At 62.7% G+C, this 26,570-nt stretch carries 19 protein-coding genes and 1 tRNA gene; 11 read left to right on the top strand and 9 right to left on the bottom strand.

Features of this window, described 5'->3' with window-relative positions; translation table 11 throughout:
- The first annotated feature begins 38 nt into the window (after nt 1-38).
- Complete coding sequence (locus tag F4Y38_05540; GenBank protein MXY48750.1) at nt 39-1,220, top strand: PLP-dependent transferase; 1,182 nt, start codon at nt 39-41, stop codon at nt 1,218-1,220.
- A 214-nt stretch (nt 1,221-1,434) separates the two neighbouring features.
- Nucleotides 1,435-1,953 (top strand): MarR family transcriptional regulator, encoded by a 519-nt coding sequence (locus F4Y38_05535; protein MXY48749.1) that lies wholly within the window; start codon nt 1,435-1,437, stop codon nt 1,951-1,953.
- Here F4Y38_05535 and F4Y38_05530 read toward each other — a convergent pair.
- Both F4Y38_05530 and F4Y38_05525 read right to left on the bottom strand, forming a co-directional pair.
- Nucleotides 1,925-1,996, bottom strand: a tRNA-Gln gene (locus F4Y38_05530). The two genes, F4Y38_05535 and F4Y38_05530, sit on opposite strands and share 29 nt — an antisense overlap.
- A 4-nt stretch (nt 1,997-2,000) precedes the next feature.
- Nucleotides 2,001-2,399 (bottom strand): hypothetical protein, encoded by a 399-nt coding sequence (locus F4Y38_05525; protein MXY48748.1) that lies wholly within the window; start codon nt 2,397-2,399, stop codon nt 2,001-2,003.
- 238 nt (nt 2,400-2,637) lie between these two features.
- Here F4Y38_05525 and F4Y38_05520 point away from each other — a divergent pair, with 238 nt between their 5' ends.
- The 5 genes from F4Y38_05520 (at nt 2,638) to F4Y38_05500 (ending at nt 11,417) form a co-directional block, all read left to right on the top strand.
- Nucleotides 2,638-4,386, top strand: a complete 1,749-nt coding sequence (locus F4Y38_05520; GenBank protein MXY48747.1) for a hypothetical protein — start codon at nt 2,638-2,640, stop codon at nt 4,384-4,386.
- A gap of 14 nt (nt 4,387-4,400) precedes the next feature.
- A complete protein-coding gene (locus F4Y38_05515; GenBank protein MXY48746.1) occupies nt 4,401-6,248 on the top strand; it encodes a HAMP domain-containing protein in 1,848 nt (615 codons plus the stop codon).
- Nucleotides 6,249-6,314: 66 nt separating this feature from the next.
- Nucleotides 6,315-7,664, top strand: a complete 1,350-nt coding sequence (locus F4Y38_05510) for a sigma-54-dependent Fis family transcriptional regulator (GenBank protein ID MXY48745.1) — start codon at nt 6,315-6,317, stop codon at nt 7,662-7,664.
- Between the two features lie 21 nt (nt 7,665-7,685).
- Nucleotides 7,686-8,579 (top strand): glycosyltransferase, encoded by an 894-nt coding sequence (locus tag F4Y38_05505; protein ID MXY48744.1) that lies wholly within the window; start codon nt 7,686-7,688, stop codon nt 8,577-8,579.
- 180 nt (nt 8,580-8,759) lie between these two features.
- Nucleotides 8,760-11,417 carry a TonB-dependent receptor gene (locus F4Y38_05500; GenBank protein MXY48743.1) on the top strand — a complete coding sequence of 886 codons (2,658 nt, stop codon included), beginning with the start codon at nt 8,760-8,762 and terminating at the stop codon, nt 11,415-11,417.
- 10 nt (nt 11,418-11,427) lie between these two features.
- Here the strand turns inward: F4Y38_05500 and F4Y38_05495 are convergent, their stop codons facing one another.
- Both F4Y38_05495 and F4Y38_05490 read right to left on the bottom strand, forming a co-directional pair.
- Nucleotides 11,428-11,835, bottom strand: coding sequence for a VOC family protein (locus F4Y38_05495; protein MXY48742.1), 408 nt, complete (start codon nt 11,833-11,835; stop codon nt 11,428-11,430).
- Between the two features lie 12 nt (nt 11,836-11,847).
- The gene (locus tag F4Y38_05490) at nt 11,848-13,950 is read right to left on the bottom strand and encodes an RNB domain-containing ribonuclease (GenBank protein MXY48741.1); all 2,103 of its coding nucleotides are present in this window, start codon (nt 13,948-13,950) and stop codon (nt 11,848-11,850) included.
- Between the two features lie 112 nt (nt 13,951-14,062).
- Between F4Y38_05490 and F4Y38_05485 the strand changes: the two genes are divergently transcribed.
- Entirely contained in the window at nt 14,063-14,701 is a 639-nt protein-coding gene (locus F4Y38_05485; GenBank protein ID MXY48740.1) for an MBL fold metallo-hydrolase, read from the top strand.
- Nucleotides 14,702-14,755: 54 nt separating this feature from the next.
- Here F4Y38_05485 and F4Y38_05480 read toward each other — a convergent pair whose 3' ends face one another.
- The 3 genes from F4Y38_05480 to F4Y38_05470 form a co-directional block, all read right to left on the bottom strand.
- Nucleotides 14,756-15,988 carry a DegT/DnrJ/EryC1/StrS family aminotransferase gene (locus F4Y38_05480; protein ID MXY48739.1) on the bottom strand — a complete coding sequence of 411 codons (1,233 nt, stop codon included), beginning with the start codon at nt 15,986-15,988 and terminating at the stop codon, nt 14,756-14,758.
- 3 nt (nt 15,989-15,991) lie between these two features.
- On the bottom strand, nt 15,992-16,525 hold the full coding sequence (locus tag F4Y38_05475; GenBank protein MXY48738.1) for a GNAT family N-acetyltransferase: 534 nt from the start codon (nt 16,523-16,525) through the stop codon (nt 15,992-15,994).
- Nucleotides 16,526-16,590: 65 nt separating this feature from the next.
- Nucleotides 16,591-18,033, bottom strand: a complete 1,443-nt coding sequence (locus F4Y38_05470) for an adenosylhomocysteinase (protein MXY48737.1) — start codon at nt 18,031-18,033, stop codon at nt 16,591-16,593.
- Nucleotides 18,034-18,372: 339 nt separating this feature from the next.
- Here F4Y38_05470 and F4Y38_05465 point away from each other — a divergent pair, with 339 nt between their 5' ends.
- A complete protein-coding gene (locus F4Y38_05465; protein MXY48736.1) occupies nt 18,373-18,639 on the top strand; it encodes a hypothetical protein in 267 nt (88 codons plus the stop codon).
- A gap of 58 nt (nt 18,640-18,697) precedes the next feature.
- Nucleotides 18,698-20,053 (top strand): divalent metal cation transporter, encoded by a 1,356-nt coding sequence (locus F4Y38_05460; protein MXY48735.1) that lies wholly within the window; start codon nt 18,698-18,700, stop codon nt 20,051-20,053.
- 68 nt (nt 20,054-20,121) lie between these two features.
- Here the strand turns inward: F4Y38_05460 and F4Y38_05455 are convergent, their stop codons facing one another.
- On the bottom strand, nt 20,122-24,063 hold the full coding sequence (locus F4Y38_05455; protein ID MXY48734.1) for a hypothetical protein: 3,942 nt from the start codon (nt 24,061-24,063) through the stop codon (nt 20,122-20,124).
- A gap of 151 nt (nt 24,064-24,214) precedes the next feature.
- Between F4Y38_05455 and F4Y38_05450 the strand changes: the two genes are divergently transcribed.
- Complete coding sequence (locus tag F4Y38_05450; GenBank protein ID MXY48733.1) at nt 24,215-24,802, top strand: carbonic anhydrase; 588 nt, start codon at nt 24,215-24,217, stop codon at nt 24,800-24,802.
- A gap of 65 nt (nt 24,803-24,867) precedes the next feature.
- Here the strand turns inward: F4Y38_05450 and F4Y38_05445 are convergent, their stop codons facing one another.
- Entirely contained in the window at nt 24,868-26,565 is a 1,698-nt protein-coding gene (locus tag F4Y38_05445) for a D-aminoacylase (GenBank protein ID MXY48732.1), read from the bottom strand.
- Between the last annotated feature and the right edge of the window lie 5 nt (nt 26,566-26,570).

Genomic DNA, 26,570 nt, shown 5'->3' with positions numbered 1-26,570 from the left:
ACCATAGTAAAAAGAAACCTTAAGGGAAACCGGATCATATGCCGCGTAACAAGAAGGGACTGTCCACCCGCTCCGTGCATGGCGGGGAACACCGCGACAAACCGTTTTCGTCGGTGACCAATCCCATCGTCCAGACCTCCACCTACGTCTTTCAGAATACCCGGGAGTTGATCGACTACACGACGGGAGAGGTCGACCGGGAGGAATACGGACGCTACGGCAACCCCACCAAGTCGGTGGCGGAACGCAAGATCGCCGAGCTTGAAGGCGGTGAGGACGCCGCCCTGTTCTCTTCGGGGATGAGCGCCTTTACCTCCGTGCTGCTCGCCATGCTCTCCTCGGGCGCCCACGTGATCGTCATGGACGAGTGCTACCGGCGCAGCCGCCAGTTCTGCCGGCAGATCCTCCCGCGCTACAATATCGACGTGACCTTCGTCAAGACGGGCGATTACGATGAACTGGCCTCGGCGATCACCTCGAAGACCCGGCTCATCGTATCCGAATCTCCCACGAACCCGTACCTGAACGTGATCGACCTGGAGAAGGTCGTGGAGATCGCCGCCCGGCACCGGGTAAAGGTGCTGATCGACGGCACGTTCGCCACGCCCTACAACCAGAAGCCGCTGGAATTCGGGATCGACCTGGTCCTCCACAGCGCCACGAAGTACCTGGGCGGCCACAACGACCTGCTGTCCGGCGCCGTCGTGGGCAGCGCGCCGCTCATCGCCGCCGTCCGCGAGTTCCGCGACGTCACGGGGGGCATCGTCGACCCGCACGGCGCGTACCTGCTGATCCGCGGCCTGAAGACCTTCGCCCTGCGCATGGAACAGCACAACGCGAACGGCCTGGCCGTCGCCCGTTACCTGGAAGGCCATCCGCGCATCCGGAAGACGTACTATCCCGGACTGGAAAGCCATGCGGGTCATGAAATCGCGCGCAGGCAGATGAGCGGTTTCGGCGGCGTGGTGAGCTTCGAGGTCGACGGCGACATGGATACGACCATCCGCTTCATCGACGCGGTGCGCATCCCCTATATCGCACCGAGCCTGGGCGGCGTGGAGAGCCTGATCGAGCAGCCCGCCATCATGTCCTTCTATGAAATGGACCGGTCCGAGCGCCTCGAGATCGGCATCAAGGACGAACTCGTCCGGTTTTCCGTGGGGATCGAAAACGCCGACGATCTGATCGCAGATCTGGACCAGGCCCTGGGACAGATCTAGGCGAATCATGGGTTGCGGGTTCGCAGGGACGGGAAACCCGCGACCATCCGTTACCGTTCCTCGGATTCCGTCCTGACGTTCGATCCATCTTCCTGCATCGGTAATTCGACCGCTGGTTGTATTCGAATCAGTTGTTACTTTAGCAGAAATGTTTATATTTAGAGAATAGTCGTTTTCTTCATGTGATGTGTGAACCCACATTTACAATAAGGCGATGATGCAGAGAAAACCAACGACAGGCCCGGAAGGAAAACTGATCGAAAGGTTCGTATATGCGGTTGAACATCTGAATCGTTTGATGTTCAGCGGTCGTATTACAGAACTCCGCCGCCTTCACGTGAATACGCACCAGATGAACACCTTGTTCCTGCTGGGATACTTCGGCCCGTTGAAGATGAGCGATATCGCCGGCGAACTGGGCACTTCGATCGCTCACACGACGATCATCGTGAAGAACCTGGTTCAAAAGGAATATGTTAAGCGAGGCACGAGTCGGACTGACCGCAGGCTGATTATCTGTGAACTGACCGATCTCGGCAGGGAAGCTACGGAAGTGTTCTTGAGACACGCACGACAACGTGCGTTGCAGATCGCGGAGAGGTGGGATGCGGAGAGTCTGGAGTCCGTGGTAGATTCGTTGGAACTGTTGTGGCAGACCGAAGACGAAGTACTGAAATCAGCAGGGGCAAATTCAAAGCAGCAAACTCCGGGGCCAGGACTCGAACCTGGATAGCCAGAACCAAAATCTGGTGTCCTGCCAATTGAACGACCCCGGAATACTCACGGACCGGTCGGCGTTTCAGACCGGAAGACTTCTTCCCGCCACGTTATTTCGCACGCCCCAGTCTGCGCGCTTCTTTCAGCCCGGTACCGGAGAATGGTATCAGCGGCGACTTCCACCGAGTTGCGGTCGACACCCGAACAGGTGGGGGATTCCACCGACAGGATGTGCGTTCCCGGCTTGACGGACCGGAACTCCGTGTACGCGCCTACCGGCAGTTCCCTCGCGTCCCCCGCCAGGTCGACCTGAATGGCCTCGGTACTCTCCAGCGTGTTGTATACGGTCAGCACGAAGGTGTCTTCGCCCCCGCAGGCCGCATGCACGAATGCCGCGAAAAACAGGGCAGCGACGCAACCGGCTCGCTTTCGCGTTGACCCTGAGCCGTTGTAACCATCCATAAAGAATACCCGAAACCGTTGCCCCGAATACCGCGGTACCCGCGGCCGGGCTCAATCTACCCGGCCGGCCGCCGCGTGTCAATCGGAAGTTGGCCATCGGCCCGCGTTCGTCGCTGGTCCGTGTTGGCTGACCATCGGCCCGCGTTCATCGCTGGCCCGTGTTGGCTGACCATCGGCCCGCGTTGACCCGCGTGCCGGGGCCGTAATCTGCTTGACAGGCGGTCCAATCGATAGTAAAATGGTGAAACTCACTCGATCCCCTCCTCCAGATCAGGTACTACTGGGCGGTGTTTTCATGCTGAAAGCACGGCATTTCACGGTCAGACACCTGCTTGCCTGCACGTTGATACCGGGCCTGTCCCTGCTTTTTCCAACCGACGCGGTCCTCGGCCAGTCCCAGGTGCGTCCTGAGTCTCAGGTGCGTCCGGAGCCACAGGAGCGCCTGGATCCCCATGACGGCCCGGCTTTGGAAGGCGGTGTGGTCACCATCGGCAAGGTGGCCGTCGGAGATCTTACCTTCCACCCCCTGTTCAACAGTCTCGGCGTGGAGCGGGAGATTGCCTCGCTGATTTATGGCGAAGGACTGCTTCGCGTAGATGAATCGGGTACGTCGTCGGACGGGCTGGCCTATCTGCCCATCAAGCTGTCGGGCGGCCGCGACTGGGTGTTCCGGCTGAAACAGGGCATTGAATTCCACGACGGTGAACCGATGACGGCCGCCGACGTGATCTTTACGTACACGCGGTACAAGGCCGCCCGAGTGTACGATCCCGTCTTTCACCGCTATTTCCAGAATATCGGGCAGATTGCCGCCCTCGATCCACAGACCGTCCGGATCACCATGAAGTCGCCGATCGAAGCCTTTCCCGACCGGCTCGCGACCCTGCCCATACTGCCCCGGCATCAGATGGGCCCCGGCCTCTTCGCCGACGCCGGCGCGCACCTGGAAACGACCCGGCCCATCGGACTGGGTCCGTACCGGGTCGCGTCATGGCCCGTCCACGATACGGTGACGCTCGAGGCCAATGAAACCTGGCACCAGGGCCGCGCGAACCTGGACCGGGTGGTCTACCGATTCTACCCCACGTCCGAATCCCTGCAGGCGGCATTCATCATGCGGGAAGTGGATCTCATCGAAGTGGAACGCGACGGCACGCTGAAGGACCTGAAACGGGCGCGGTCCGATGCGAAGATACAGGCGATCGTACCCGGAAGCCGCGCCTTCTCGGCGGTTTTCTACAATCACCGGCATCCGCTGCTTTCAGATTCGGCCATTCGGCGCGCGCTGACCTATGCCACGGACCGCCGGCGCATCCTTGAAGAGGTGCTCGTGCGCGGCGCCGGAGTGCTCGCCCAGGGTCCCCTGCACCCGGATTTCGAGTTCAAGGGCGGCGACATGGAATTCGATTACCGTCCGCGCGAGGCCCTTGAACTGCTGCGCATGCAGGGCTGGGAGGACGGCGACGGCGACGGGTTCCTCGACCGGGAGGGACGGCCCCTCAGGTTCGAACTGCTGTTTCCCAGGGGACAGACCTCGGCCGAGAAGACGGTACGGGTCGTCAAGCTGAACCTGAACCATATCGGCATCCAGGTCGTTCCCGTGCCCGTTACTCAGAAAGAACTGGTCCAACGGCTCGGTATCGGCAGCTACGACGCAGCGCTGTTCGTGCAGGATTTCGAGCCCACGGCGGACGATCTATACGCCGTCTTCCACTCGGAGAGCATCGGCCTGGGGAACATGCTCGGATACCGGAACCGCCAGGTCGACCGCAACATAAACTTCCTCTTCGGGCTGTCCGACCAGTACCGGGAAGGACCCGTCTATCAGCAGCTCGAAATGCTCTTGATCCGGGACCAGCCCTGCATGTTCCTCTACTTCGTGGATACCCGGTACATCGCGTACAATCCTACCTTGAAAAACCTGGGCCGCCCAGGTGAAGCGCTCAGGTCGCCCGCGGCCTGGTTCTGGACCGAATACGCCCCTTGACGGCGCGCAAATTCATGTTTCCCAGAAACTTACGAGAAGGGTTGTGGCCACGGCTGCTCGTGTCCCATATCGCGCTGGCCACCATTCCGGTGCTGATCGTCGGACTGCTTCTGCTCGCCACGGCCCGCCGTTCGATCGAGGACACGGTGGCGGACGGCAACCTCGAGGTCGCACGCCGGGCGAGCAACGAGATCCGCTTGTATATCGAACAGGCGCAGCGCGTGATCGACCTCGCCGCGGACAACATGGACATGATCGACGCGACGGACGCGGTGTACCAGCAGTTGATCGACAACCTGGTCATCCGGCAGGACTTCCTCGGCGAACTGGCCGTGCTTGACCTGTCGGGAAGCGAAAGGCTGACGACGCGGCTCGAAGGGCCGTTGCGGGCACGGCCGGACCTGGCGCTTCCTCCGGAGGACGGGACCACGATCTCCGCGGTGTTCATTGCGGGCGACGGCCTGCCCGCGGTGACGATCATCGTGCCCGTGCGGCGTCTCGACGAGCACACGGGATACCTCGCAGCGCGGGTGAGCCTGAAGGACATGTGGGACCTGGTGGACAACATTCAACTGGGGGAGGGACAGCGGGAAGGATTCGGCAACGCCTACGTCGCGACCGGCAACGGCCGCCTGATAGCCCATCCTGAACGGGAAAGGGTGTACCGCCAGGACGATTTGTCCGGCTCCCCCGTCGGCACGGCACTGGGTGAACGGCAGAGCGGCACGCTGGTCTACAACGGGGCGTCGGGTGAGATGGTCGCCGCATTCGCGACCGTCACGCCGATCGGGTGGAAGGTCGTCATCGAACAACCGGCGGACCGGGCCTTTGCCAGGTCTCGTGACATGATCCTGGGAATCAGCGTACTCATGGTGATCAGCGCGGCGGTCGCTTCGCTGATCGGTGTGCTCGTCGTCCGCAAAATCGTCCGCCCGATCTACGAACTGGTGCGCGGCGCACAGTTGTTCGCCCGGGGCAGGCTGACCCATACCATCGAAACGCCGGGCCATGGCGAACTGACGACCCTGGCCCGGGAGTTCAACCAGATGGCCCGCGAACTGCTGGAGAAGGAACGCCGCTTGAAACAGGCCGAGCGGCTGGCGACGCTGAGCAAATTCGCCACCATACTCTCCCACGAGATCCGGAATCCGCTCAATTCCATGATCATCAACCTCAGGATTCTCAAGCGGGACATGGAGAAGCAGAACGGCGACCTGGATAAACCGGGCGGGCACTATGAGAAGGTGATTTCGGAAATCTGGCGTATCGACAGCCTCGTCGAGAACTTCCTGAACTACGCTCGGCCGCCCGATCTGGTGCCTTTCCCCCACGACATCAACGAGGTGCTCGACGAAGTCGTCGCGACCCACCGGGGCACGGCCCAGGAACGGGGCGTCCGCATCGACACCCGGTACCAAAAAGGCGAACTGCCGGTATCGGTCGATGTCAACCAGATCAAGCAGGTGTTTTTGAATATCATGCTGAATGCTTTCGACGCCATGGAGGCCGGAGGCACGCTTACGATCTCCACGGAACGGGCGCCGCCCCGCAACCGCGGCGACCTGACCGTGGAGGGCTTCGGCGAAAGCCCCCAGGTCCACATTAAATTCGAAGATACGGGAAGGGGTATTGATCCCGGCCGGCTGGATCGTATATTCGAGGTGTACTACACGTCCAAGTCGACCGGTACGGGCCTGGGCCTGCCCATCGCCCAGCAGATCGTAGAAAAACACGGGGGCGTGATCTCGGTCGAAAGCACACCCGGCAAGGGGACGGCCTTCACGCTGACCCTGCCGGCGCTGGAAGCGGAAGTCGCCGAGCCTTCCGCCGGACAGGCACCCGGTAACGCTGATGCGGAGTAGTCCGGCACGGATTGGTCCGGCGCGGTCCGGCCCGGCTTTCGGGACTAGAGGGAACAGAGGTCATCCATGGAACGCATCCTGATCGCGGAAGACGACCGGAACACCCGAGAGGGGCTGGTCGAGTTGCTGTCGGGCGAGGGGTACGAAGTCACGGGGGTAACGGACGGGGAGCAGGCCTATGAAACGGCCCGGAACGGCCAGTTCGACGTCTTGCTCACTGACATGAAAATGCCCCGGGTCAACGGCCTGAACCTGATCAAGCGCATGACCGGCACTTCACCGGAAACGAGTATCATCATGATGACGGCCTTCGCCACCGTGGAGACGGCCGTCAAGGCCATGCGCGACGGCGCTTTTACCTATCTGACCAAGCCGGTGAAGTTCGAGGAACTGCTCGCTACCATAGAAGGCGCGCTGCAGGAGAAGAAGAACCGGCGGCGTACGGATGCATCACCCAAACCGTCTTCCATCCCCGACCCGGATATCATCGGCGAAAGCCCCCAGATCAGGGAAATCTTCGACCGTGTGGAGAAAGTCGCCAGGGCCAATACCACGGTCCTGCTGCTCGGTGAAAGCGGTACGGGCAAGAGCCTGATCGCCCGGGCGATCCACACCAGAAGCTACCGCAAGGAACGTCCTTTCGTGGATGTAAGTTGCGCCTCCATTCCCGAAAGCCTGCTGGAAAGCGAACTCTTCGGGACCGAAAAGGGGGCGTATACCGGCGCACTGAGCACGACGCGCAAAGGGTATTTCGAGCGGGCGGCCGGCGGGACGATCTTCCTGGACGAAATCGGCGAGATCAGCGGGGCTGTCCAGGTCAAGCTGCTGCGCGTGCTGCAGGAACGCCGGTTCGAACGACTCGGAGGCACGAAACCGTTGCACATCGACGTCCGGGTGATCGCGGCAACCAACCTCAACCTGGAAGACGCGGTCGCCGAGGGGCGCTACCGCCAGGACCTTTACTACCGGTTGAACGTCCTGCCCATCGTGGTGCCGCCCCTTCGCGAGCACCGGGACGACATCCCGCCGCTCATCGATTACTTCATTCGGAAGTACACGCGGGAGAACGGCCTCGGCGACAAGTATATCTCCGAGGAAGCCCTGGAGATCTGCACGAGGTACGACTGGCCCGGGAACATCCGGGAAGTGGAGAACGCCATCGAGAGCGCCGTCGTATTGAGCGACGGAGAACGCATCCTGCCGGAACATCTGCCCGGCTTTCCCCTCGCGCCCGTGATCGAAGCGGACGCGGCCCCCGTCCAGGGGTCACTCAAGGACTCCAGGGGACAGGCCGAAAAACGCCTCATCCAACAGGCGCTGCTGGAATCCGGCGGAAACCGGACGCGCGCGGCGGAAGCCCTGGGCGTCACGGTCAGGACCATCCAGTACAAGATCAAGAAATACGGTCTTCATTGACGGGCTTCAGGATGGCACCGCATGAAAACTACAATCCGTCCCATCTCCGTCGTGATTCCCACTTACAACCGGGAAGACCGGCTTCCGTCGGCGATCCGGTCCGTCCTGGAACAGACTGTGCCGCCGGCCGAAATCATCGTGGTCGACGACGGTTCGACGGACGGTACCCCCGCCCTCGTCCGCACTTTTCCCGGTGTGCGGTACCTTTGCCAGGAAAACCAGGGCGTGAGTGCGGCCAGGAATCACGGCATCAGCGCGGCGAAACACGATTGGATCGCCTTGCTCGATTCCGACGACGAATGGCTTCCCCGCAAGTTGGAAAGACAGTGGAGCGCGCTTAAAGGAGATCCGCGATACAGGTTCTGCCACACCGATGAGATCTGGATCCGCAAGGGCAGGCGGGTCAATCCGATGAAAAAGCACGCCAAGTACGGCGGACACATCTTCCATCATTGTCTGCCCCTGTGCGTTATCTCCCCTTCTTCCGCGCTGATACATCGTGATCTGTTCGAACGCTTCGGCGTGTTCGACCCGGAACTTCCGGTCTGCGAAGACTACGATCTTTGGTTGCGCATCTGCGCGCGGGAACCCGTGCTCTACGTGGACGAACCCCTGCTGCTGAAGTACGGCGGCCACGAGGACCAGTTGTCGCGCGCGTACTGGGGCATGGACCGTTTCCGCATACGCGCACTGGAGAAGCTGATTCAGAGCGGCGCGCTGGAAGGCGAGGCCCTGACCGCCGCCCTGGATACCCTGTACGGCAAAATCGACATATACGCCGCCGGCGCGGAGAAGCGGCGCAGGTTCGAGGAAGCCGATCGCTACCTGGACAAGAAACGGCGTATCGCGGTCAGCCTGGTCAGCCTGGCCAGCCTGGTCAGCCTGGCCTGCTACGCCGGGACAGCGGGAAGCTGAGTCTATGCAAATCCTTTCACATCGTTCCGAAGGGGATTTCCGGTTTACGCCCGCATTTCGCGCAGAATCCCCGCGACCTGGGCATTTTGATCCCGGAATTCCACGTTTTTGCACGTTTCCGGCAAAAAATGAACGTGGTAATCGCCTGTCGGCATGTTTTTTGCGAACTGCTGGTAATGGATGATTACGTCGAAACTTGAGAGGAACTGGAGGCCGATGAAGCGCATCGCTTTGCTGATCATTCTTATCTGCGGACTCGTACCGGGTTCCGCCCTGGCCGTCACCTCCGGCAAGGTCACGGGGTTTGTACAGGACGCGGCGACCGGTGATCCGCTGGCCGGCGTCACGGTACGCGTAGAGGGCACCGAATCACGGGCCATTTCCGGCTTGAACGGGGAGTATTTCATCCTAAACGTTCCCGTGGGCGCGTACCGGCTCGGAGTGCAGATGATCGGCTACCTGCCCGTCCGCACCCAGGTGCTCACCGTCAACAGCGACCGCACCACGCGGATCGACTTCAAGCTGGAAACGACGATGCTCGACCTGGCCGAACCCGTTACCATCACCGCGCAGAGGACGTCCGTCCGGTCGGACCTGACCGCTTCGAGTGAATTGATCGTCCCCCGGGAAATCGAGTCCTTGCCCGTAACGGATTTGTCGGACCTGATCTTTCTCCAGAACGGGGTGATCCGCGACGCCGAGGGCGGCCTGCACGTTCGAGGCGGCCGGGCGAACGAGATCTCCTACTACGTGGACGGCGCCACCCTGGAGGATCCCCTGCTGGGCGGTATGGGTACGCATATACCCCTGGCTTCGGTCGAGGAACTGGTCGTCAACCGGGGCGGCTTCAACGCGCAGTACGGGGAGGCCATGTCGGGTGTGGTCAATATCGTGACCCGCGAGGGAAGCGGTCCCCTGTCGGGTACCTTCAGGGCCGCGACGACGCTGCAGTCCCAGTATGACCTGGAGGCGGGAAGTTACGACGAAAACGCGGCGGGACGGGGAGGGCGCCTGGAAGGGACCTTGAGCGGCGCGCTGCCCTGGTTCCGGGACCGTGGCGGCTATTTCCTTTCAGGCCAGATGCTGAGCGACGGACACCATATCCCCCACAACAGCCGTTCGCTGGCCACGGTGGCGGGAAACCTGGTGTTCAAGCCCTATCCCCTCATGAAGCTGAAGATCAGCGGCCACTACTTCCGCCAGCGCCATCTTCAGTATGACCATCGCAATCAGAATGGGCTTTCTTACGATTTCAATCCGGACGGACTACCGGAAAAACAGGCCGGCAGCCAGGCGCTCAACCTGTCCGTCAGCCAGAACATCAGTCCGCGACTCTTCTATACCGCACGGTTTTACAGGTATGCCACCAACAGCATCCTGTTTCCCACCATGCTGGCGGACAGATATTGGTCGGAGTGGCCGGGCTATTCGGAGGACGATCTAGGTCAATACAACGGGTCGATCTACGAGTCCACCCAGTTGCCGTCCGATCGATACGAGGGATTGCCGTTCACGGAAGGCAGCGACTTCTTCCCGCTGTACCGGGATGCCCGGGCGACCTATTACGGCGCCAGGGCGGACCTGAGCGGGCAGGTCACCTACTGGAACCAGGTCCGGGCGGGCGTCGAAGCGCAGTGGTACCGGCTGGACTGGAACGAGCGGTCGTTCCTGCAGGCCGTACCGCAGGGCCAGAGGTACACCGTCAATCCCGTGGAAGGCGCCCTTTACTTTCAGAACAGGCTGGAGTTGAACAGGTTGATCGTGGACGCCGGTCTCCGGATGGATTACCTGGACACGAGCCAGCGGTTTTTCGTCGATCTTCCATCGGGCCAGGCCGCGCAAAGGGACAACTCGACCAAGTTGCGGCTGAGTCCCCGTCTGGGCGTTTCCCACTCCTTCACGCCGCGAAGCCTGCTCCGCTTCAACTACGGCTACTTCTACCAGCCGCCAGAGTTCCGCCATGCCTATACGAACCTGCGGCGCGACTTCAGCGGCGAATCCCCGCGACTGGGGAATCCCGACCTGTCCCCGCAGAAGACCGTGGCCTATGAGTTCGGCCTGGAACATATGTTGTCCGAGGACGTTCGCGTCGGGTTCACGGCATCCTACAAGACCATCTCCAACCTGACGTCGACGGCGCAGGTCCAGTATCCCGGCGGGATGTATTACATCTTCAACAATGCGGACTTCGGTTCCGTGCGCAGCGTGGAGCTGATCGTGAAACGGGAAATGTCGCGCGTGATTTCCGGATCCTTCAACTACACCTATTCCATCGCCCGCGGAAGCGCGTCCACGCCCCAGGAGCACGCGGAGCAGGCCAGGCCGACCGGCGCCGCCGATCCCGCGGAAAGAGGCTATTTCCCCCTCGCCTTCGACCAACGGCACACCCTGAAAGCCGTGGTGAACGTGCTCGCGCCCGAAACCGCACAGAAGCGCATACTGGGCGTTCCATTGCGGGGATGGGGGATGTCCCTGGTCGGTTATTTCGGCAGCGGCCTGCCCTATACGCCGACCAACGCCCTGCGCGAACGTACGGAAATCGAGCGGAACCAGGCGCGCCTGCCGGCCTTCGCGAACCTCGACTTGCGCCTCAGGAAGCGCTTCAGGGCCGGCCGGTTCGCTTACACGGTGTTCTCGGAAGTCCGGAACGTGTTCGACCGCCGGAACGTCGTCAGCGTTTACGCCAACACGGGCCGTCCGGGAGACGACGGATATACCCTGGAGTCATTTACGGGCCGGTCGGAGGAGTTTGTCCGGCTGCGGCGCCTTTTGAGCCTCGACCCCCAGCAGTACGCCCCGCCCCGGGAGATCCGGCTCGGTTTCGAAATCGGATTCTGAAGTCTCGGCCTCAGAGCGGTTTCGCCCGTTGTACCAGCTGCAGCGGCGCGCCTTCCGGATCTCGGAAGAAGAGCAGGATGTTCTGCCCGGCCCGGACCGGCGGACCTTCCAGCTTTACCCCCTTCGATTCCAGCACGGCAACCGCTGCGTCCATGTCATCCACGTTGAAGGCGATATGCACGTGGGCGGTCCGGATGTCGACGAGTTGCGTGTCGTCTCCTTCGGGCATGGCAATGATCTCGATGAAACAGGTGCCGGCGGGATCGCGAACGAAGTAGAAATTCGCGTCGTTCCCCGGGTTGTTGAACTTGAGCGCGATTTCGAAGCCCAGCACGTCGCAGTACCACTTTGCCGCGGCGTCCGTGTCCCGGTAGGCCACGGCTACGTGCTCCAGTGAACGTATCTTTACCAAGGATATGCTCCTTCCGGTTCAGGATTGATCTGTAACCTGCCGCAATCTCAGCGTTCCCGACCACGGGTCGATTGCGACGGGACTCAACACGATCTCTTCACCCGGTGAAGGCCTTCCCTCCACCTTGACCGCCATCCGCGTTCCGTAATCCGGAAACTCGACCAGGATGTTTCGTTCCCGCGTCTCGAGGACGATCGCCCTGATGTGGACGTCTTTCTGTTGTTCGAGGTGCTTGAGCAACCAGTACCATTCCCGCCTGGCCTGGATCTTGTTCAGTATTCTGCTGCGTTCGAGGGCGGAAAGCTCATCCATCATTTCATCTGCGTCGTAGGCCGGAGGGCCTTCCGTCAGGGCCGTCCGCAACTGCCGCTGAAGAACCAGGTCGGCGTAGCGACGGATTGGCGACGTGATCTGGCAGTAGGTGTCTACGCCCAGCGTGGCGTGCGGACGGGACTTCAGGCTGAGTTCGAGAGGTTTCATTCCTCTCAGTACCAGGAAGCGCCAGACCGCGTCGTGTTCCGCCTGCTCCAGGTCGCCCAGGTCGGTCTCGGCCTGGGTACGGTAAATCGCGGGTATGTCGCGGCCGGCCAGGTACGCCGCGGCGGTCCGGTTGGCGAGGATCATCAGTTCCGACACGATGTGTTCGGACCGGGTGGAAGTGTCCCGAAGCACGATCCGGATTCGCTTCTCGCCGTCCACCTTGATCGAGACTACGCTGCGTTCCAGGTCGACCGCGCCCTGGTCGATGCGACGCTGATAGAAGACGTCCACCGCCTGGTTCAGGATCTGAAGCACTTCGGCGTAGGGTTGCTCAATCGTTCCCAGCAGCCGGTTGGCTTCTTCGTAGGACAGCCTCGCCCGGTTGACGATCAGGGTAGGCATGATCCGGGAATCCAGCAGCTCGAAATCGGATGACAGCGTGAAGAAGAAACTGATGGCACAGCGCCGTTCGCCCTCGAGCAGCGCACAGTGGTCCTGGGAGAGGTTGGCGGGCAGCATGGGTATGTGCCGATCCGGCAGGTAGACGGACGACATCCTTTCCCGTGCCGCGAGGTCCAGGACCGAATCCCGGGGCACGAGGTCCGCCACGTCGGTGATATGCACGCCGATCCGGTAGCCGTCCTCGGTCCGTTCCGCGGAGAGGGCGTCGTCTATATCCTGCGTGGACGCATCGTCAATCGACAGGATCGGCAACCCGGTCAGGTCTTCCCGGCCGGATTCGGAGGATCGGCAGGCCACGGCGTAATCGAGTACCTCGTCGGAAAACTCAGTTGGTATCTCGTAACGCAGCAGATCGAGGTTTTCGTCTTCGTCCCAGAACCCCTTGCGTACCATGACTTCGAAAACGGATCGCTGCGGATCGCCGCCCGCCAGGTTGGGCATTTCCTTCAGCAGGATTCGCACCTGGTCGATCGCGGCGTAGTCGTCGCCCTGAATGACGTACTCCCGGAGGTGGGAAAGCCAGCGCTTCTGGCGGTTCGTCAGGGACTGGAGATCCTGTTGCGTTTCGTCCGCGAGCCAGCGGTCGAATCCTTCCCGCTCGGTGCTCACGGCGCGCTGACGGGCCTCTTTGTCCAGGATGTCTCTGACCTGGTCGGTCGTGCGGGACGTGAAGCCGTTGTCCCGTTCGCAGAAGTACAGGCACTGGCGGCTCAGGTGCAGCTGCATGGCCGCCCGCTGCTCGGGCGAGCCGGGTTCGCCCCAGTACAGTTCACCGATGTCTTCCGAGGTGAATACGGTGGGATCGTCCCTGAGGATGTCCCAGACCTCTTCAAGGTCGAAGGAAAGGGCCTGGTCCTCGATTTTCCGCCGGACGGCCAGCATTTCCGGCAGGTCGCGGACCCGGATATCGGTATACCGCACGATGGGGTCCGTTGAAATGTCCATGACCCGGTTGGCGGAGGTCGCCACCTTGAGTTTCTTCCTGGAAACCGCCTGCAGCATGCCGATCTGAATGTCCCCGCGATGACGGAAGATGATCAGGTCGCCGATATGCACGGAACGCTCGCTTCTATCGGATTCAAGCCGTTTGAACACGCGTGTTTTCATGCATTTATCCTGTGCCCGTGCCGGGTCGAAGTCAAGCGAATTTACGGCCGGCGGGTAACCGGTTGACTTCATCCCGCCGAAGGGATATCATGCGGAAAACGAGTTGCGACGGCTCGGTGCGCAGGCGATACGTAACGGACATTGACGATTATCGAGGGACCAGGTCGATTCGAAAGGAACGAGGATGATATTCGAACAGATACAAAACGGGGGCGACCGGAACTTCGGTTACCTGGTGGCCGACGAGAAAACCCGGAAGGCGGCGGCGGTCGACCCCTCCTACCGGCCCGAATACTACATACGGCGCGCGGGCGAGCTGGACGTGGAACTGGCCTGCATCATCTGTACGCATTCCCATCATGACCACGTGAACGGCAATGACCACCTGATCGAGGAACTGGGCCTCGACGTGGTGATGTACCGGGACGCGGAGTATTTCTACGATATCGAAGTCAAGGATGGGGAGATCTTCAGGGTGGGTGAGCTCGAACTCGCCGTGATCCACACCCCCGGTCACTGCGAGGACGGCATGTGCCTCCTAACGGAAGACAAGCTGATTACCGGGGATACGCTCTTCGTGGGCAAGGTGGGCGGCACGGCCACCGAAGAAGAAGCTCGGAAGGAATACGACAGCCTGCGGCGCCTGATGGAACTGGACGACGGAATCGGGGTCTATCCGGGCCATGACTTCGGTGTAAAGCCTTCTTCGACAATCGGTTACGAGCGAAACAACAATCCGTTCATCCTTCAGCCCACCTTCGCGAATTTCCTGCATCTCAAGGAAAACTGGCTCGCCTACAAGGTGCAGCACAACATTCCGTAGATCGCCGCGAGATCCGGATCATCGCTCGATCTGGGTCGCCCCGCGAGATCCGTATCACCGCGTCCGTTCCAGCAGCGATGCGACCTTCCCCACCGCGCCGGCCACGTCGTCGATATCCCCGTCGGTATATTGCTCGTTGAAGGAGAGCATCACGAGTTGTCCGAGCACTTCGCGGGTCCTCGGACACAGTTCGTCCGCATGCTCGAAGGTGCGGTCGGTGTACGGGCTGAAGAAGGGGAAACGGGAGTTCCCGTAGGTCCGGTGTTCCGCGAGCGCCGCTGAACACTGGAAAATCGGATCGCCAATGTAACCGGCGCTCGCGCCGATCCCCTCGGCGTTCAGCGCCCGGGCGAAAGTCTCGTTCGAATACGCTGTAACCCGCATCGGATACGACCAGTAACTGTGCGTTGCGCCCGGTGTAACCGGCGCCGGCACGATGACGTCGAGGAGTTTGATCCCCTCGGATAACCGGCCGCCAAGCCGGTTCCTCGATGCGACGACCCGGCCGACTTTTTCCAACTGGGCCAGTCCCACCGCGGAATGGAGTTCCGTGATACGGAAGTTCATGCCCAGTGGTCCGTACATGCGCGATCCGGCCCGATCCCGGTCGTAGTGCTTGTCCGCGAAGCTCCGCATGCAGCGGCCCAGGGCGTCGTCGTCCGTGATGGTCATGCCACCGTCCCCGGTGGTCATGTGCTTCGATTGCTGGAAGCTGAAGCAGCCGATGTCCCCGAAGGTGCCCAGCAGCCGTCCCCGGTAACGCGTCAGGTGCGCCTGGCAGCAGTCCTCGATGAGCGCGATCCCCTTGCGGCGCGAGATCTCCGCCAGGGCCTCTATCCGGCAGGCGTTGCCGAAGAGGTGTATGGCGATGATCGCCCGCGTCCGCGGCGTGATGAGCCGTTCGACGTCTTCCGGATCCACGGTAAGCGTCTCCGGATCCGTGTCCGCGAAGACCGGCACGGCGTTCTGGTACAGGATGGGGATGATCGTGCCCAGGTCGGTGATCGCGCTCGTGATGATCTCGTCCCCGGGTTCCGGGTTTACCGCGCCGATGGCGACATGCAGGGCCGCGGTCCCCGACGTGGATCCGATGGCGTGCTTCGCGCCGTAGGATTCGGCAAAACGGCTTTCGAACCGCGGGGTGAGTTCGCCGCCCCACCGAAAGAGGTTCTGGGAACGCAGCGCCTTCGTGACGAGTCGTATTTCTTCGTCTCCGAAGGGCGTCCGTGCGGGGAAGGGGCGGGACTCCGTGTCCCGGTAGGGCGATCCGCCGTGGAGGGCTAACATGGGCTAAATGTCCACCCGGTACCGGCACTTCCACTTCGTGTCCCACCGGTAAAGCGGATCGCTCGGGGGAATCGGGACGGTCTCCACCAGCGTGGAACCGATGATCTCGCAGGTCCGTCTGGACGCCGCATTTTCCGGATTGCAGGTGATCCAGAGCGGGTTGATCCCGTGTGCCCGGGCGAGCGGCAGGATGAGCAGGCAACTTCGGGCTGCCAGCCGGCGGCCTCGATAGGGCGGGTCCACGGAGTATCCGATATGGCCGGCGTACTTTTCGATGTGCTCCGTGTGGCCGATGCGCAGGGACAGCCTTCCCATCACGGTGGCCGGGTAGTCCGGTTTGTCCGGGCTGTCCGCCCGCACCATGTCGAAGATGTACTCGGGAACGATGCCGCGCCGCGCGTCGCCCAGCAGCGTACCGTGGAGCCGCAACCGCAGATCCCCGTCCGCGAGCACGCCCGGGTCGCGAAATTGAAACGGGACGTCCTCGACCTTGAATCGGTTCCTGAGGGTGGCAATCAACAGACTGAAGTTTTTCATCGAGAACGGTGGACATCCCCCGTTACTTCACGGGGAAGGCTGATGGTCCACGCCCCTCTCGCCCGTCAGTATCGGTAGTGATCGGGTTTGTAGGGGCCTTCGATGGGGACGCCGATGTAATCCGCCTGGTTCCGGGACAGCCGGGTCAGCTTCACGCCCAGTTTTTTCAGGTGCAGCCTGGCCACCTCCTCGTCCAGGTGTTTCGGCAAGGTCGTCACGCCGGTTTCGTGTTCGTTGAGCCGCAGGTCGATCTGCGCGATCACCTGGTTGGTGAAGGAACTGGACATGACAAAGGAAGGGTGGCCCGTGGCGCATCCCAGGTTCACCAGTCTCCCCTCCGCGAGCAGGAAAACGGCGCGGCCGTCGGGGAATACATATTTGTCCACCTGGGGTTTGATGGCCTGTTTTACGATGCCCGGGAATTCGTTCAGCGCGTCCACCTGGATTTCGTTGTCGAAGTGCCCGATGTTGCAGACGATGGCCTGGTCCTGCATGCGCTCCATGTGCTCGACGCGGATGATGTCCCGGTTCCCCGTCGTCGTAACGAAGATCTGGCCCTGTTCCAGCACGTCTTCAATGGTGGTCACCTCGTAGCCTTCCATGGCGGCCTGAAGCGCGCAGATGGGATCGATCTCCGTGATCACCACGCGCGCGCCGAATCCCCGCATCGACTGTGCGCATCCCTTGCCCACGTCGCCGTATCCGCAGACGACGACCGTCTTCCCGGCGACCATGACGTCGAGGGCGCGCTTGAGACCGTCCGCGAGCGATTCACGGCAGCCGTAGAGATTGTCGAACTTGGACTTGGTCACCGAATCGTTGACGTTGATGGCCGGGAACAGGAGCTTGCCGTCCTCCATCATCTGGTACAGCCTGTGGACGCCCGTGGTCGTCTCTTCGGAAACACCGCGTATGTTCGCGCTCATATCGTGCCAGAATCGCGGATTGCGGTCCAGCTGCCGACGGAGTATCTCGTTGATGATCTGCAGTTCCCGGTTGTCCGTGGGTTCATCCAGGATGGAGGGGTCGTCCTCCGCTTCCACGCCGCGGTGAATGAGGAGCGTGGCATCGCCGCCGTCGTCAACGATCTGCGTGGGTCCGGTCTCGCCTTCGAAGGTCAGCGCCTGCAGCGTGCAGGCCCAGTATTCTTCCAGGCTTTCCCCCTTCCACGCGAAGACGGGAACGCCGTCGTCCGCGATGGCGGCCGCCGCGTGGTCCTGGGTCGAGAAGATGTTGCAGGAAGCCCACCGAATCTCGGCGCCGAGGGCCCTGAGTGTCTGGATGAGCACGGCGGTCTGGATCGTCATGTGGAGGGAACCCATGATCCGCGTGTCCCGCAACGGCTGTTCGCGGGCGTATTTCTCGCGGACGGCCATCAGCCCGGGCATCTCCTGTTCGGCGATGGCGATTTCGCGGTGTCCCAGTTCCGCCTCAGACAGGTCGGCCACCTTGTAAGGCAGGCCGGAATAGTCGGGCAACTCGATGGTGGTCGGCAATTCCTGCGCCATGTATGCACTCCTTGATTCCGTTTTTAAGTCTGCGATCACAAAAAATCCGTTCTGAAAATCGCACCTATTATACGTGGTAGCCCTTTAAAATGCAACAACCACGTTACCCAACGCCGGCCGCTTGCGGCGTTCACCGGGAACCATGCCGTCCTCCCGGCAACTGTCGCCGCTTGAGAAATCGCTTGATCGCGCTTCCGGTGCGTCTTATAGTCTGTCCCAACCACGACAATTCAACGCGTGAGTCGCCCCGGGACAATCGACGCGGCGGTACGAGGCAACGGGCACGGCTTCACGGGGCAACGGACGCGGTGTCACAGGGCAACGGACGCGGAGGGAAGCATGATCGACCAGGATTTGCTGGACATACTGGCCTGCCCGGAAACAAAGGAAGAGGTCCGTCTCGCATCCGATTCCGAAGTCGCATCCATCAACGAATCGATCACGGCGGGCAATCTCGTCAACCGGGGCGGCGAGCAGGTGACGGAGCCCATCGACGGCGGGCTGGTACGGGCCGACGGCAAGTACCTCTATCCCATCCGGGAAGAGATCCCCATCATGCTGATCGACGAAGCGATTCCCCTTTCCACCGAGGCGGACGCATCCTGAACGGCATCGCGCAGCGCCGAACCGGCCATCTCATCTAAAACCCCGTACAGGCAACCGCATGTCCCGTGAATACGACCCTTACGCGCTGCTCCCCGAACATGTGAGAAAACCGCCCGCCGACCGCTGGTCGACGATCCGCCAGCTGGGGCCGGGCCTGCTGTTGACCGGTTCCATCGTGGGTTCCGGCGAACTCATCGCCACTACGCGGCTCGGCGCCGAGGTCGGTTTCGTGGTGCTCTGGCTCATTCTCCTGAGCTGTGCGGTCAAGGTGCCCGTGCAGAGCGAACTCGGCCGCCACGCCATCGCCACGGGCCAGACCACTTTCGTCGCCTTCAACAAAGTGCCGGGACCGCGCCTGCGGGTTTCGTGGCTCGTATGGGGTAGTCTGCTGCTCCTGCTCTGGAGTACCATGCAGGTGGGCGGTATTTTCGGTACGATGAGCCTGTCGCTGGACCTGATCTTTCCAGTCTTCGGAAACACGTCCTGGCTGATCATACTCACCCTGGTCGGCATGGGGCTCGGTCTCGTCGGGCAGTACATGACGCTGGAACGGATTACCACCATCCTGGTGGCCCTCTTTACCTTCACCACGCTGGCCAGCGCGTTCCTCCTGTTTTGGACTCCCTATGCCGTATCGCCCGGCGTGATTCTCGACGGGCTGCGATTCGCACTGCCGCAGGACGGGGCCGTTACGGCCTTTGCCGTCTTCGGCATCACCGGCGTGGGCGCTTCCGAACTCCTGCTCTACCCGTACTGGTGCGTGGAAAAGGGATATGCCCGGTCGGCCGGGCCCCGGGACGGCAGCCCGGACTGGCGGGCGCGCGCCCTGGGATGGATCGGCGTGATGAAGAAGGACGTGTGGCTGTGCATGGTCATCTACACGCTGGCCACGCTCGCCTTCTTCTTTCTCGGGGCGGCCGTGCTCCACGCCCAGGGGATGGTACCCGAGGGATTCGGCACGGTGCAGATCCTCTCCGGCATGTATACCGAAACACTGGGAAACTGGGCGTTCTATTTGTTCGGCGTAGGCGCTTTCGTGGTCCTCTTTTCGACCTATTTCGTCACCATCGTGGGCCAGTCGCGCATGCTGGCGGACGCCCTTTCGGTCCTCGGCCTGGTGACCTACGCACGGCCCAACGACCGGCAGCGCGTCGTGCGCATCATCGGCGTCCTGCTGCCCCTGGTTTACCTCGTCCTGTACGTCCTGTGGTCCGCGCCGGTCACCATGGTGATCATCGGCGCGCTGATGCAGACGATCCTCCTGCCGGCCATCGGGTGGGCGGCGCTGTACTTCAGCCGGACGACGGCGCGGGAAGCGGGCGTTCCCCCGTCCCGGCTCCTGCAGGCGGCGCTGACGGCCGCCACGCTGATCATGGCGGCTTTCGCGATCTATGCGGTTTGGGTAAGGTTCTAGGCCGGGCGCCAGTCAGTCCAGGCCGGAATCCTGATTGCGGGCGCGGCCCGTGCGGGAGCGTGGACCGATCAGACCAGGCCCGACTCCCGGTCGCGTGAACGGCTGTCCGGGTCCCGGGATCCGGGCGGTCCGTAGCCACCCCCTCCGGCGGACAGGGCGATGATGCGGTCCCCGGGGAGAATCGGCACTTCGGTTTCCTTCGATTTCAGCATCCGCTCTCTGCCGTTGGACACCACCTTGTATCGGTGCGGCAGGCCCGGCGCGCCGCCAAAGAGCCCAAAGGGCGGGTTGATGACGCCGTCGCCCGCCATGTTCAGTTTGGCCGGCTCGTTCCCCTCGTAGACCATTTCGAACACGGCGCCCAGTCCGCCCCGCCACGTGCCGTCGCCGCCCGAGCCCGGCCGCAGGTCGTTCCGTACGATCTTGAAGGGGAAACGCTCTTCGGTGATCTCCACGCTGGGGCTGCGGATCGCCCCGGCCACGTTCACCTCGCCCACGCAGGACCAGCCATCGTACCCCCGGGACGCGCCCCCACCGCCCCGTCCGAAGAAGAAGTGCCAGATGAACCGGTTCCCCGTGCGCGGATTGTGCCCTGTGATCGCGAAACGGAGTCTCCGGGAGAACCCCGCGTTCACGGCTTCAGGCGCGACCGGGGCCAGCGCCTTGAAGACGGCCTCCACGATCTCCTCCCCGCAGTGGTTGGTGCTCATGCACACCGGCGCCGGCGGGTTCGGGTTCACGATCAGGCCTCTGGGCGCGACGACCTTCACCGGCCGCATGGATCCCTCGTTCTTGGGTACGTCGGACGGCGCCATGTACATGATGGCGACGTGGGCCAGCGAACGCGTGTTGGCATAGGCGCTGTTGATGAACCCGGTGACCTGGGGACTCGATTCGCTCAGATCGATGGTCATGTGGTCGTCCTGGACGGTGACCTTTGCCCGTATGGGGATCGACTCGGCGTCGAATCCGTCGTCGTCCAGCAGCGTCTCCCCGAAATATACGCCGTCCTTCCAGCCTCCGATGAGTTGCCGGATCCGCCGTTCCGCGCTGTCCAGGATGGCATCGACGGACGCCATCAGGCCATCGGCGCCGTAGTCGTTTAGCAGCGCCTGCAGCCGGCGCGCGGCGATCTGCACCGATCCGATCTGGGCGTGCAGGTCGCCGGTGAAGTTCTCCGCGTGGCGCACGTTGACCGCCAGCATGTGCAGCAGGTCCTTCCTGGGCCGGCCCGCTTCATACAGCCTCACGGGCGGAATGCGAAGGCCTTCGTGGTACAACTCGCTGGCCGAGGGGTTGTAGCCGCCGTGGGTTCCCCCGCCGATGTCGCTGTGATGGGCCCGGTTTACGGCGAAGAAGCGCAGGGCCCCGTCGCGGAACACGGGGTAGATCGCCGTGATGTCCGGTAGATGGCTGCCGCCGAAATAGGGGTCGTTCAGGATGAACAGGTCGCCCTCTGTGATGTCGTCGCCGAAGTATTCGCGCACCGCTTCGACCGACGGCGGCAGGGCGCTGATATGCACGGGAATGCCTTCGCCCTGCGCCACGAGCTGGCCCGTCGCGTCGAGGATTGCGGTGGAGAAGTCCCGGCTGGAGTTCAGGATCTGCGACATGGACGTGCGGATCATGACATCCGCCATCTCGCGGGCGATCGATTCCAGGCGGTGGGCGACGACCGAATGAGTGATCGGATCCGATCTGGCCAAGTCCGCGTCGGGCGCGTCGGGCGCTTCCGGAGCGTCCAGCGCATCCAGCGCATCCGACGAATCCGACACTAGCGCATCCGACGCTTCACGCGCGTCGAGCGCCGCCGGCGAAACGGCCAGGACCATGCCGCCGTAGGGATCCACTTCTAAGCGGTCGCCTTCCTCCACGAGCACGGTAGTGAAATCGGACTCGACAATGGCCGGTCCATCGATCACGATGCCGGATGCGAGGTCGTCCGCCGCGTAGACGGCGGCCTCTGTCCAGATACCGGTGTAGATCCTTCGCGTGCTCTTTCGGGCGTTCCCGGCCCTGTCGTCCCGTTCCATAACGGGCAGGTCGACGGACGGCAGTTTGCCCGTGACCGTGGCGCGCAGCGTGACCAGGCGGATCTCCTGGTCGAGCTGATGGTAGGAATAGAGAGTCTGGTACCGTTCGTGAAAGAGCGAAGCCCACGCGTGCCGTATGGCATCGTCGTCCATCGCAAGGTCCGGCACGGTCACGTTCACCTCGTAGATCTGGTCCAGGTAGCGCATGTCCGCCGTGAACCGGGTGGCGATGTCCCCGTCCGCCAGTCCCTGGTTTCTGAGTCGGGCGATGCCCCGGCCGGCCATCCGGTTTGTCAGGCGCCTTACTTCGTCGAGGTCGACCACGTCCAGGCTGGCCGTGAATGACTGGGCGAAGTCGTACCGGAGGTCGGACGCGAGCATGCCGTAGGCCGACAGCACGGGGGCCGCCGAAGGCAGGTAGACTTTGCCGATACCCGTCTTCCGGGCGACCTGGCTCACGTGCAAGCCCGCCGCTCCGCCGAAGGCCAGCAGGGAGAAATGCCGCGGATCGCCACCCCGGCGTACGGTCAGCAGCCGGATGCCTTCGGCCATCGCCGTGGTCACGACGTCGAGGATGCCGCGGGCCGCGTCCACCGTGGACAGCCCGAGTGGTTCGGCAACGGAATTCCGGACTGCCCGTTCAGACAGATCGGGAAAGAGGGGGTTCCGTCCGCCCAGGAAATTGCCGGGATCGAGGTAGCCCAGGACCAGGTTCGCGTCGGTAACCGTGGGCTGATCGCCGCCACGGCCGTAACAGACCGGACCGGGGTCGGCCCCGGCGCTTTGGGGGCCGACGTGCAGGGTTCCTCCGTCATCCACCCGCGCGATGCTCCCGCCACCCGCGCCCAGCGTGTGGAGATCGATCATCGGCACGGCGATCTTCCATCCCCCTTCGTAGTGTTCCCCGGAGACCTGGGGATCGCCGGCTTCGATCACCGAGATATCCGTGCTCGTTCCGCCCATGTCGAATCCGATGAGATCCTCCGCGCCGATCAGGCGACCGTAGGCGACGGCCCCGCTGACCCCTCCTGCCGGTCCGGAGAGTATGGCCTGCACGGCCTGCCGCGCCGCGACGTCCAGCGGCGTTACCCCTCCATTGGACGTCATCGTGAGGATGTCGCTCTCGAGGCCCAGGCCGGACGCCTCCTCCTTCATGCGTTCGAGATACCTGGCGTAGACCGGACCTACGTAGGCGTTCACGGCCGTGGTACTCAGGCGGTCGTATTCCTTGATCTGGGGCAGGATCTCGGAGGAGAGCGAGAGGTAAAGTTCCGGGTGGCGCTGTCGGATGCGTTCGCCGACGAGCCGCTCGTGCGCCGGGTTCAGGTAGGAGAAAACCAGGCAGACGGCGACGGATTCCACGCCGGCCCGCGCGAGTTCGTCCAGTATGCCGTCCAGCGCCACCGGATCCACGGATGCTTCGACGGTACCGTCGGAGCGGATACGTTCCGCCAACGTATGCCGAAGGGGCCGCGGAACCAGGGGCTCGACGGGGGTCATCCTCAGATTGTACCGGTCTTCTTTCAGCCCTTCCCTGAGCGCGAGGAGGTCCCGGAAACCTTCGGTGGTGATCAGGCCGACCCGGGCGCCCTTGCGCTCCAGGAGCGTGTTGGTCGCGACGGTGGTGCCGTGAATGAACAGGCGGGTCCGGGACATCAGTTCGGTCGCGGAAAGGCCGAGGGAATCGGCGATGTCGCCGAGTCCGTTCATCACCGCATCGGACGGCGACTGGGGTGTCGACGCCGTCTTGAAGTAGCGCGGCGCGGAATCACCTTCCACCACGACGAAATCCGTAAAAGTCCCGCCGACGTCGATACCTATGGAGATGGGCGGTTTCGCGGCGTCGGGTAACGCGTCGGCGGGTAACGCGGCGTCCGGTTTTGCGGCGTCTGGGCTCGCGGCGTCCGGTTTTGCGGCGTCTGGGCTCGCGGCGTCCCTAGCGTGTTCGTTCATTTGATTCTCCGGACCGGTCCGCATTGACGCAACACGATCGGCAGACTATACTGTGCTATACCATTTCACGCGATCAGCGCGGTGTAAGAAGGTCCTGGTTGCAATGGCGAAGGCCACTTTTCAGGCGAAATTGGAAAACCCACTTTCTCCATCCAGGAATCCCACGGCCAAGTCCATGAATCCTGCCCGCATTTTCGAACAGAACGAGCACTGGATCAAAAGAAGGCTGGGTTCCGATCCCGGTTATCTCGATCGGCTGTCGCGGCCGCAGCAGCCGGGTATTCTCTACATCGGATGCGCGGACAGCCGGGTGATGCCCGAAGCCTTCATGGGCGCCGGCCCGGGTGAGGTCTTCGTCCACCGCAACGTGGGCAACCTGGTCTCCTCCCTGGACCCGAACACAGGTTCCGCCGTCATTTACGGGGTCGAGCATCTGAAAGTCGGGCATGTCGTGGTTTGCGGCCACTACGATTGTGGCGCGGTAAAGGCGGTGCTGCAGTCGGATGACCTCGGCTCGCTTGAGCCGTGGCTTCGGAACCTGAGAGCGGTTTCCCGGCGGCATCAGGCGGAACTGGAAGCCGTCCCCGATGCGACGGACCGCTGCGACCGCTTGGTCGAACACAGCGTCCGCGCGCAGTGCGCGAACATCCTTGAGTTCCCCGAAGTGCAGGCGTCGATCAGCGAGACCGGCCTGCAGGTGCATGGCTGGGTCTTCGACCTGCGCAGCGGCAGGATCGTGGACCTGAACGTAGATCGCGGATGATGCCGGTCTCCTCGGACACCGATTAAGCCGAACGAATGGCGGACGGGCATCCCCGTCACAGGCACTCAGGCCGATCCCGCCTGCTTTCGCAACACCTTGCCCGGCAGCGCGCCGGTGTGTTCCCCACCGTCAATGACGACCGCGCCGTTTACCAGGACGCTTTCGATGCCCTGCGCGTACTGATGGGGGTTCATGAAGTCAGCCCGGTCGATGACCGTGTCCGGATCGAACACCACAAGATCGGCGACCAGGCCCACGTCGATCCTGCCGCGGTCGGCGAGTCCCAGCCGCTGGGCCGGCTGGCCGGTCATCTTGTGTACGGCGGTGGGCAGGTCGAACAGTCCCTCTTCGCGGCAGTACTTGCCGAGCACCCTGGGAAAGGTCCCGTAGTACCGGGGATGGGGCGTGGTTTCGCTCAACGGGCCGGAGACGGCTGCGGCCCCGCCGTCCGAGGCGACCATGACCAGCGGATGGGTCAGTACGGAAGTGATCTCCTCCTCGCTCATGCCGAACCCGACCATGCCCACGCTCCCGTTCTCCGCGATGAGCAGTTCCCGAACGAACTCGAAGGGATCCTGGCCGCTTCGCGCGACGATCTCCGATACCCGCCGGCCCACGTAGTCCTGGTTTTCCGCCCTGCCGACCGAGGTTATCATGACGGCGCTCCAGTCCCCCAGCATGTCGACCTTGTCGACGGCCGCCCGTCTCATGGCGGGCAGGACGTCCGGTGACTGGAGACGGCTGACGAACGCCTCGGCGCCGCCCGCGCGGAAACGGGTCGGAAACAGGTTCTGCAGCGTCGTGGCGTAGGCGATGTAGGGATACCTGTCGAGGGTGATGTCCATCCCCTCGCCGATCGCCTGTTCAATCATGTCGAAGCATACCGCGACCTTGTCCCGGTTCCGCCTGCCCGATGCCTTGAAGTGGGCGATCTGGAGCGCGATCTCGGCTTTCCGTGCGGTGCTGATCGCTTCGCTCACGGCTTCCACGAGGAAATCGTCCTCGTTGCGCATGTGAGTCGCGTAGAATCCGCTGTAACCCGCCGCCACCCGGCCGAGTTCGGAAATCTCATCCTCATCGGCAAAACTGCCGGGCGTGTATTCGAGTCCGGACGAAAGGCCCCAGGCCCCTTCCGACATGGCCTGGTCCACGAGGTCCTTCATCGCATCGACCTGGCGCGCGCTGGCCGGTACGTTCTCGTACCCTACGACGTAACCGCGTATGGTGCCCTGGCCCGCGAGCGAGATGAAATTGAGCCCGATGCCCTGCTGTTCGAGGGTATTGAAAAGCCCCGTGAAATCCGTCCATCCTATGTCCACGCCGTACCGCCGTCCGTAACCTTCCTGCAGCGACCTGAGCCGCCCGTTCGTCAGCGGGGCCAGCGAAGAACCGTCCTGACCGGCCACCTCCGTGGTCACGCCCTGCCGGATCTTGCTTTCGGCCCTGGGATCGACCAGGAGCGAAAGGTCGGTGTGGGAATGGATGTCGATGAATCCAGGGCAGACGATCTTGCCCGTGGCGTCTATCGTATTCCCGCCGGAACCCTGGACCGGACCGATCTGGACGATCCGGTCTCCCGCGATGGCTATGTCGGCGGCCACGGGGGCGGCCCCCGTCCCGTCGATCACCTGTCCCCCTCGTATGATCACGTCGTAACGCTGGGCGATCGCGCAGCCGTCCAGCATCGTGGACAGGCCGCCGACCGCCGCGCCGGCGCCCACCAGGCTTGTTCTCCTGAGAAAGTTGCGTCTGGACCAGTCCATGGTTA

The organism is Gemmatimonadota bacterium, from assembly GCA_009838645.1.
GTDB lineage: Bacteria > JAAXHH01 > JAAXHH01 > JAAXHH01 > JAAXHH01 > JAAXHH01.
Note: the sequence above shows the minus strand (reverse complement) of the source record. Positions and strands in the feature narration are given on the sequence as shown.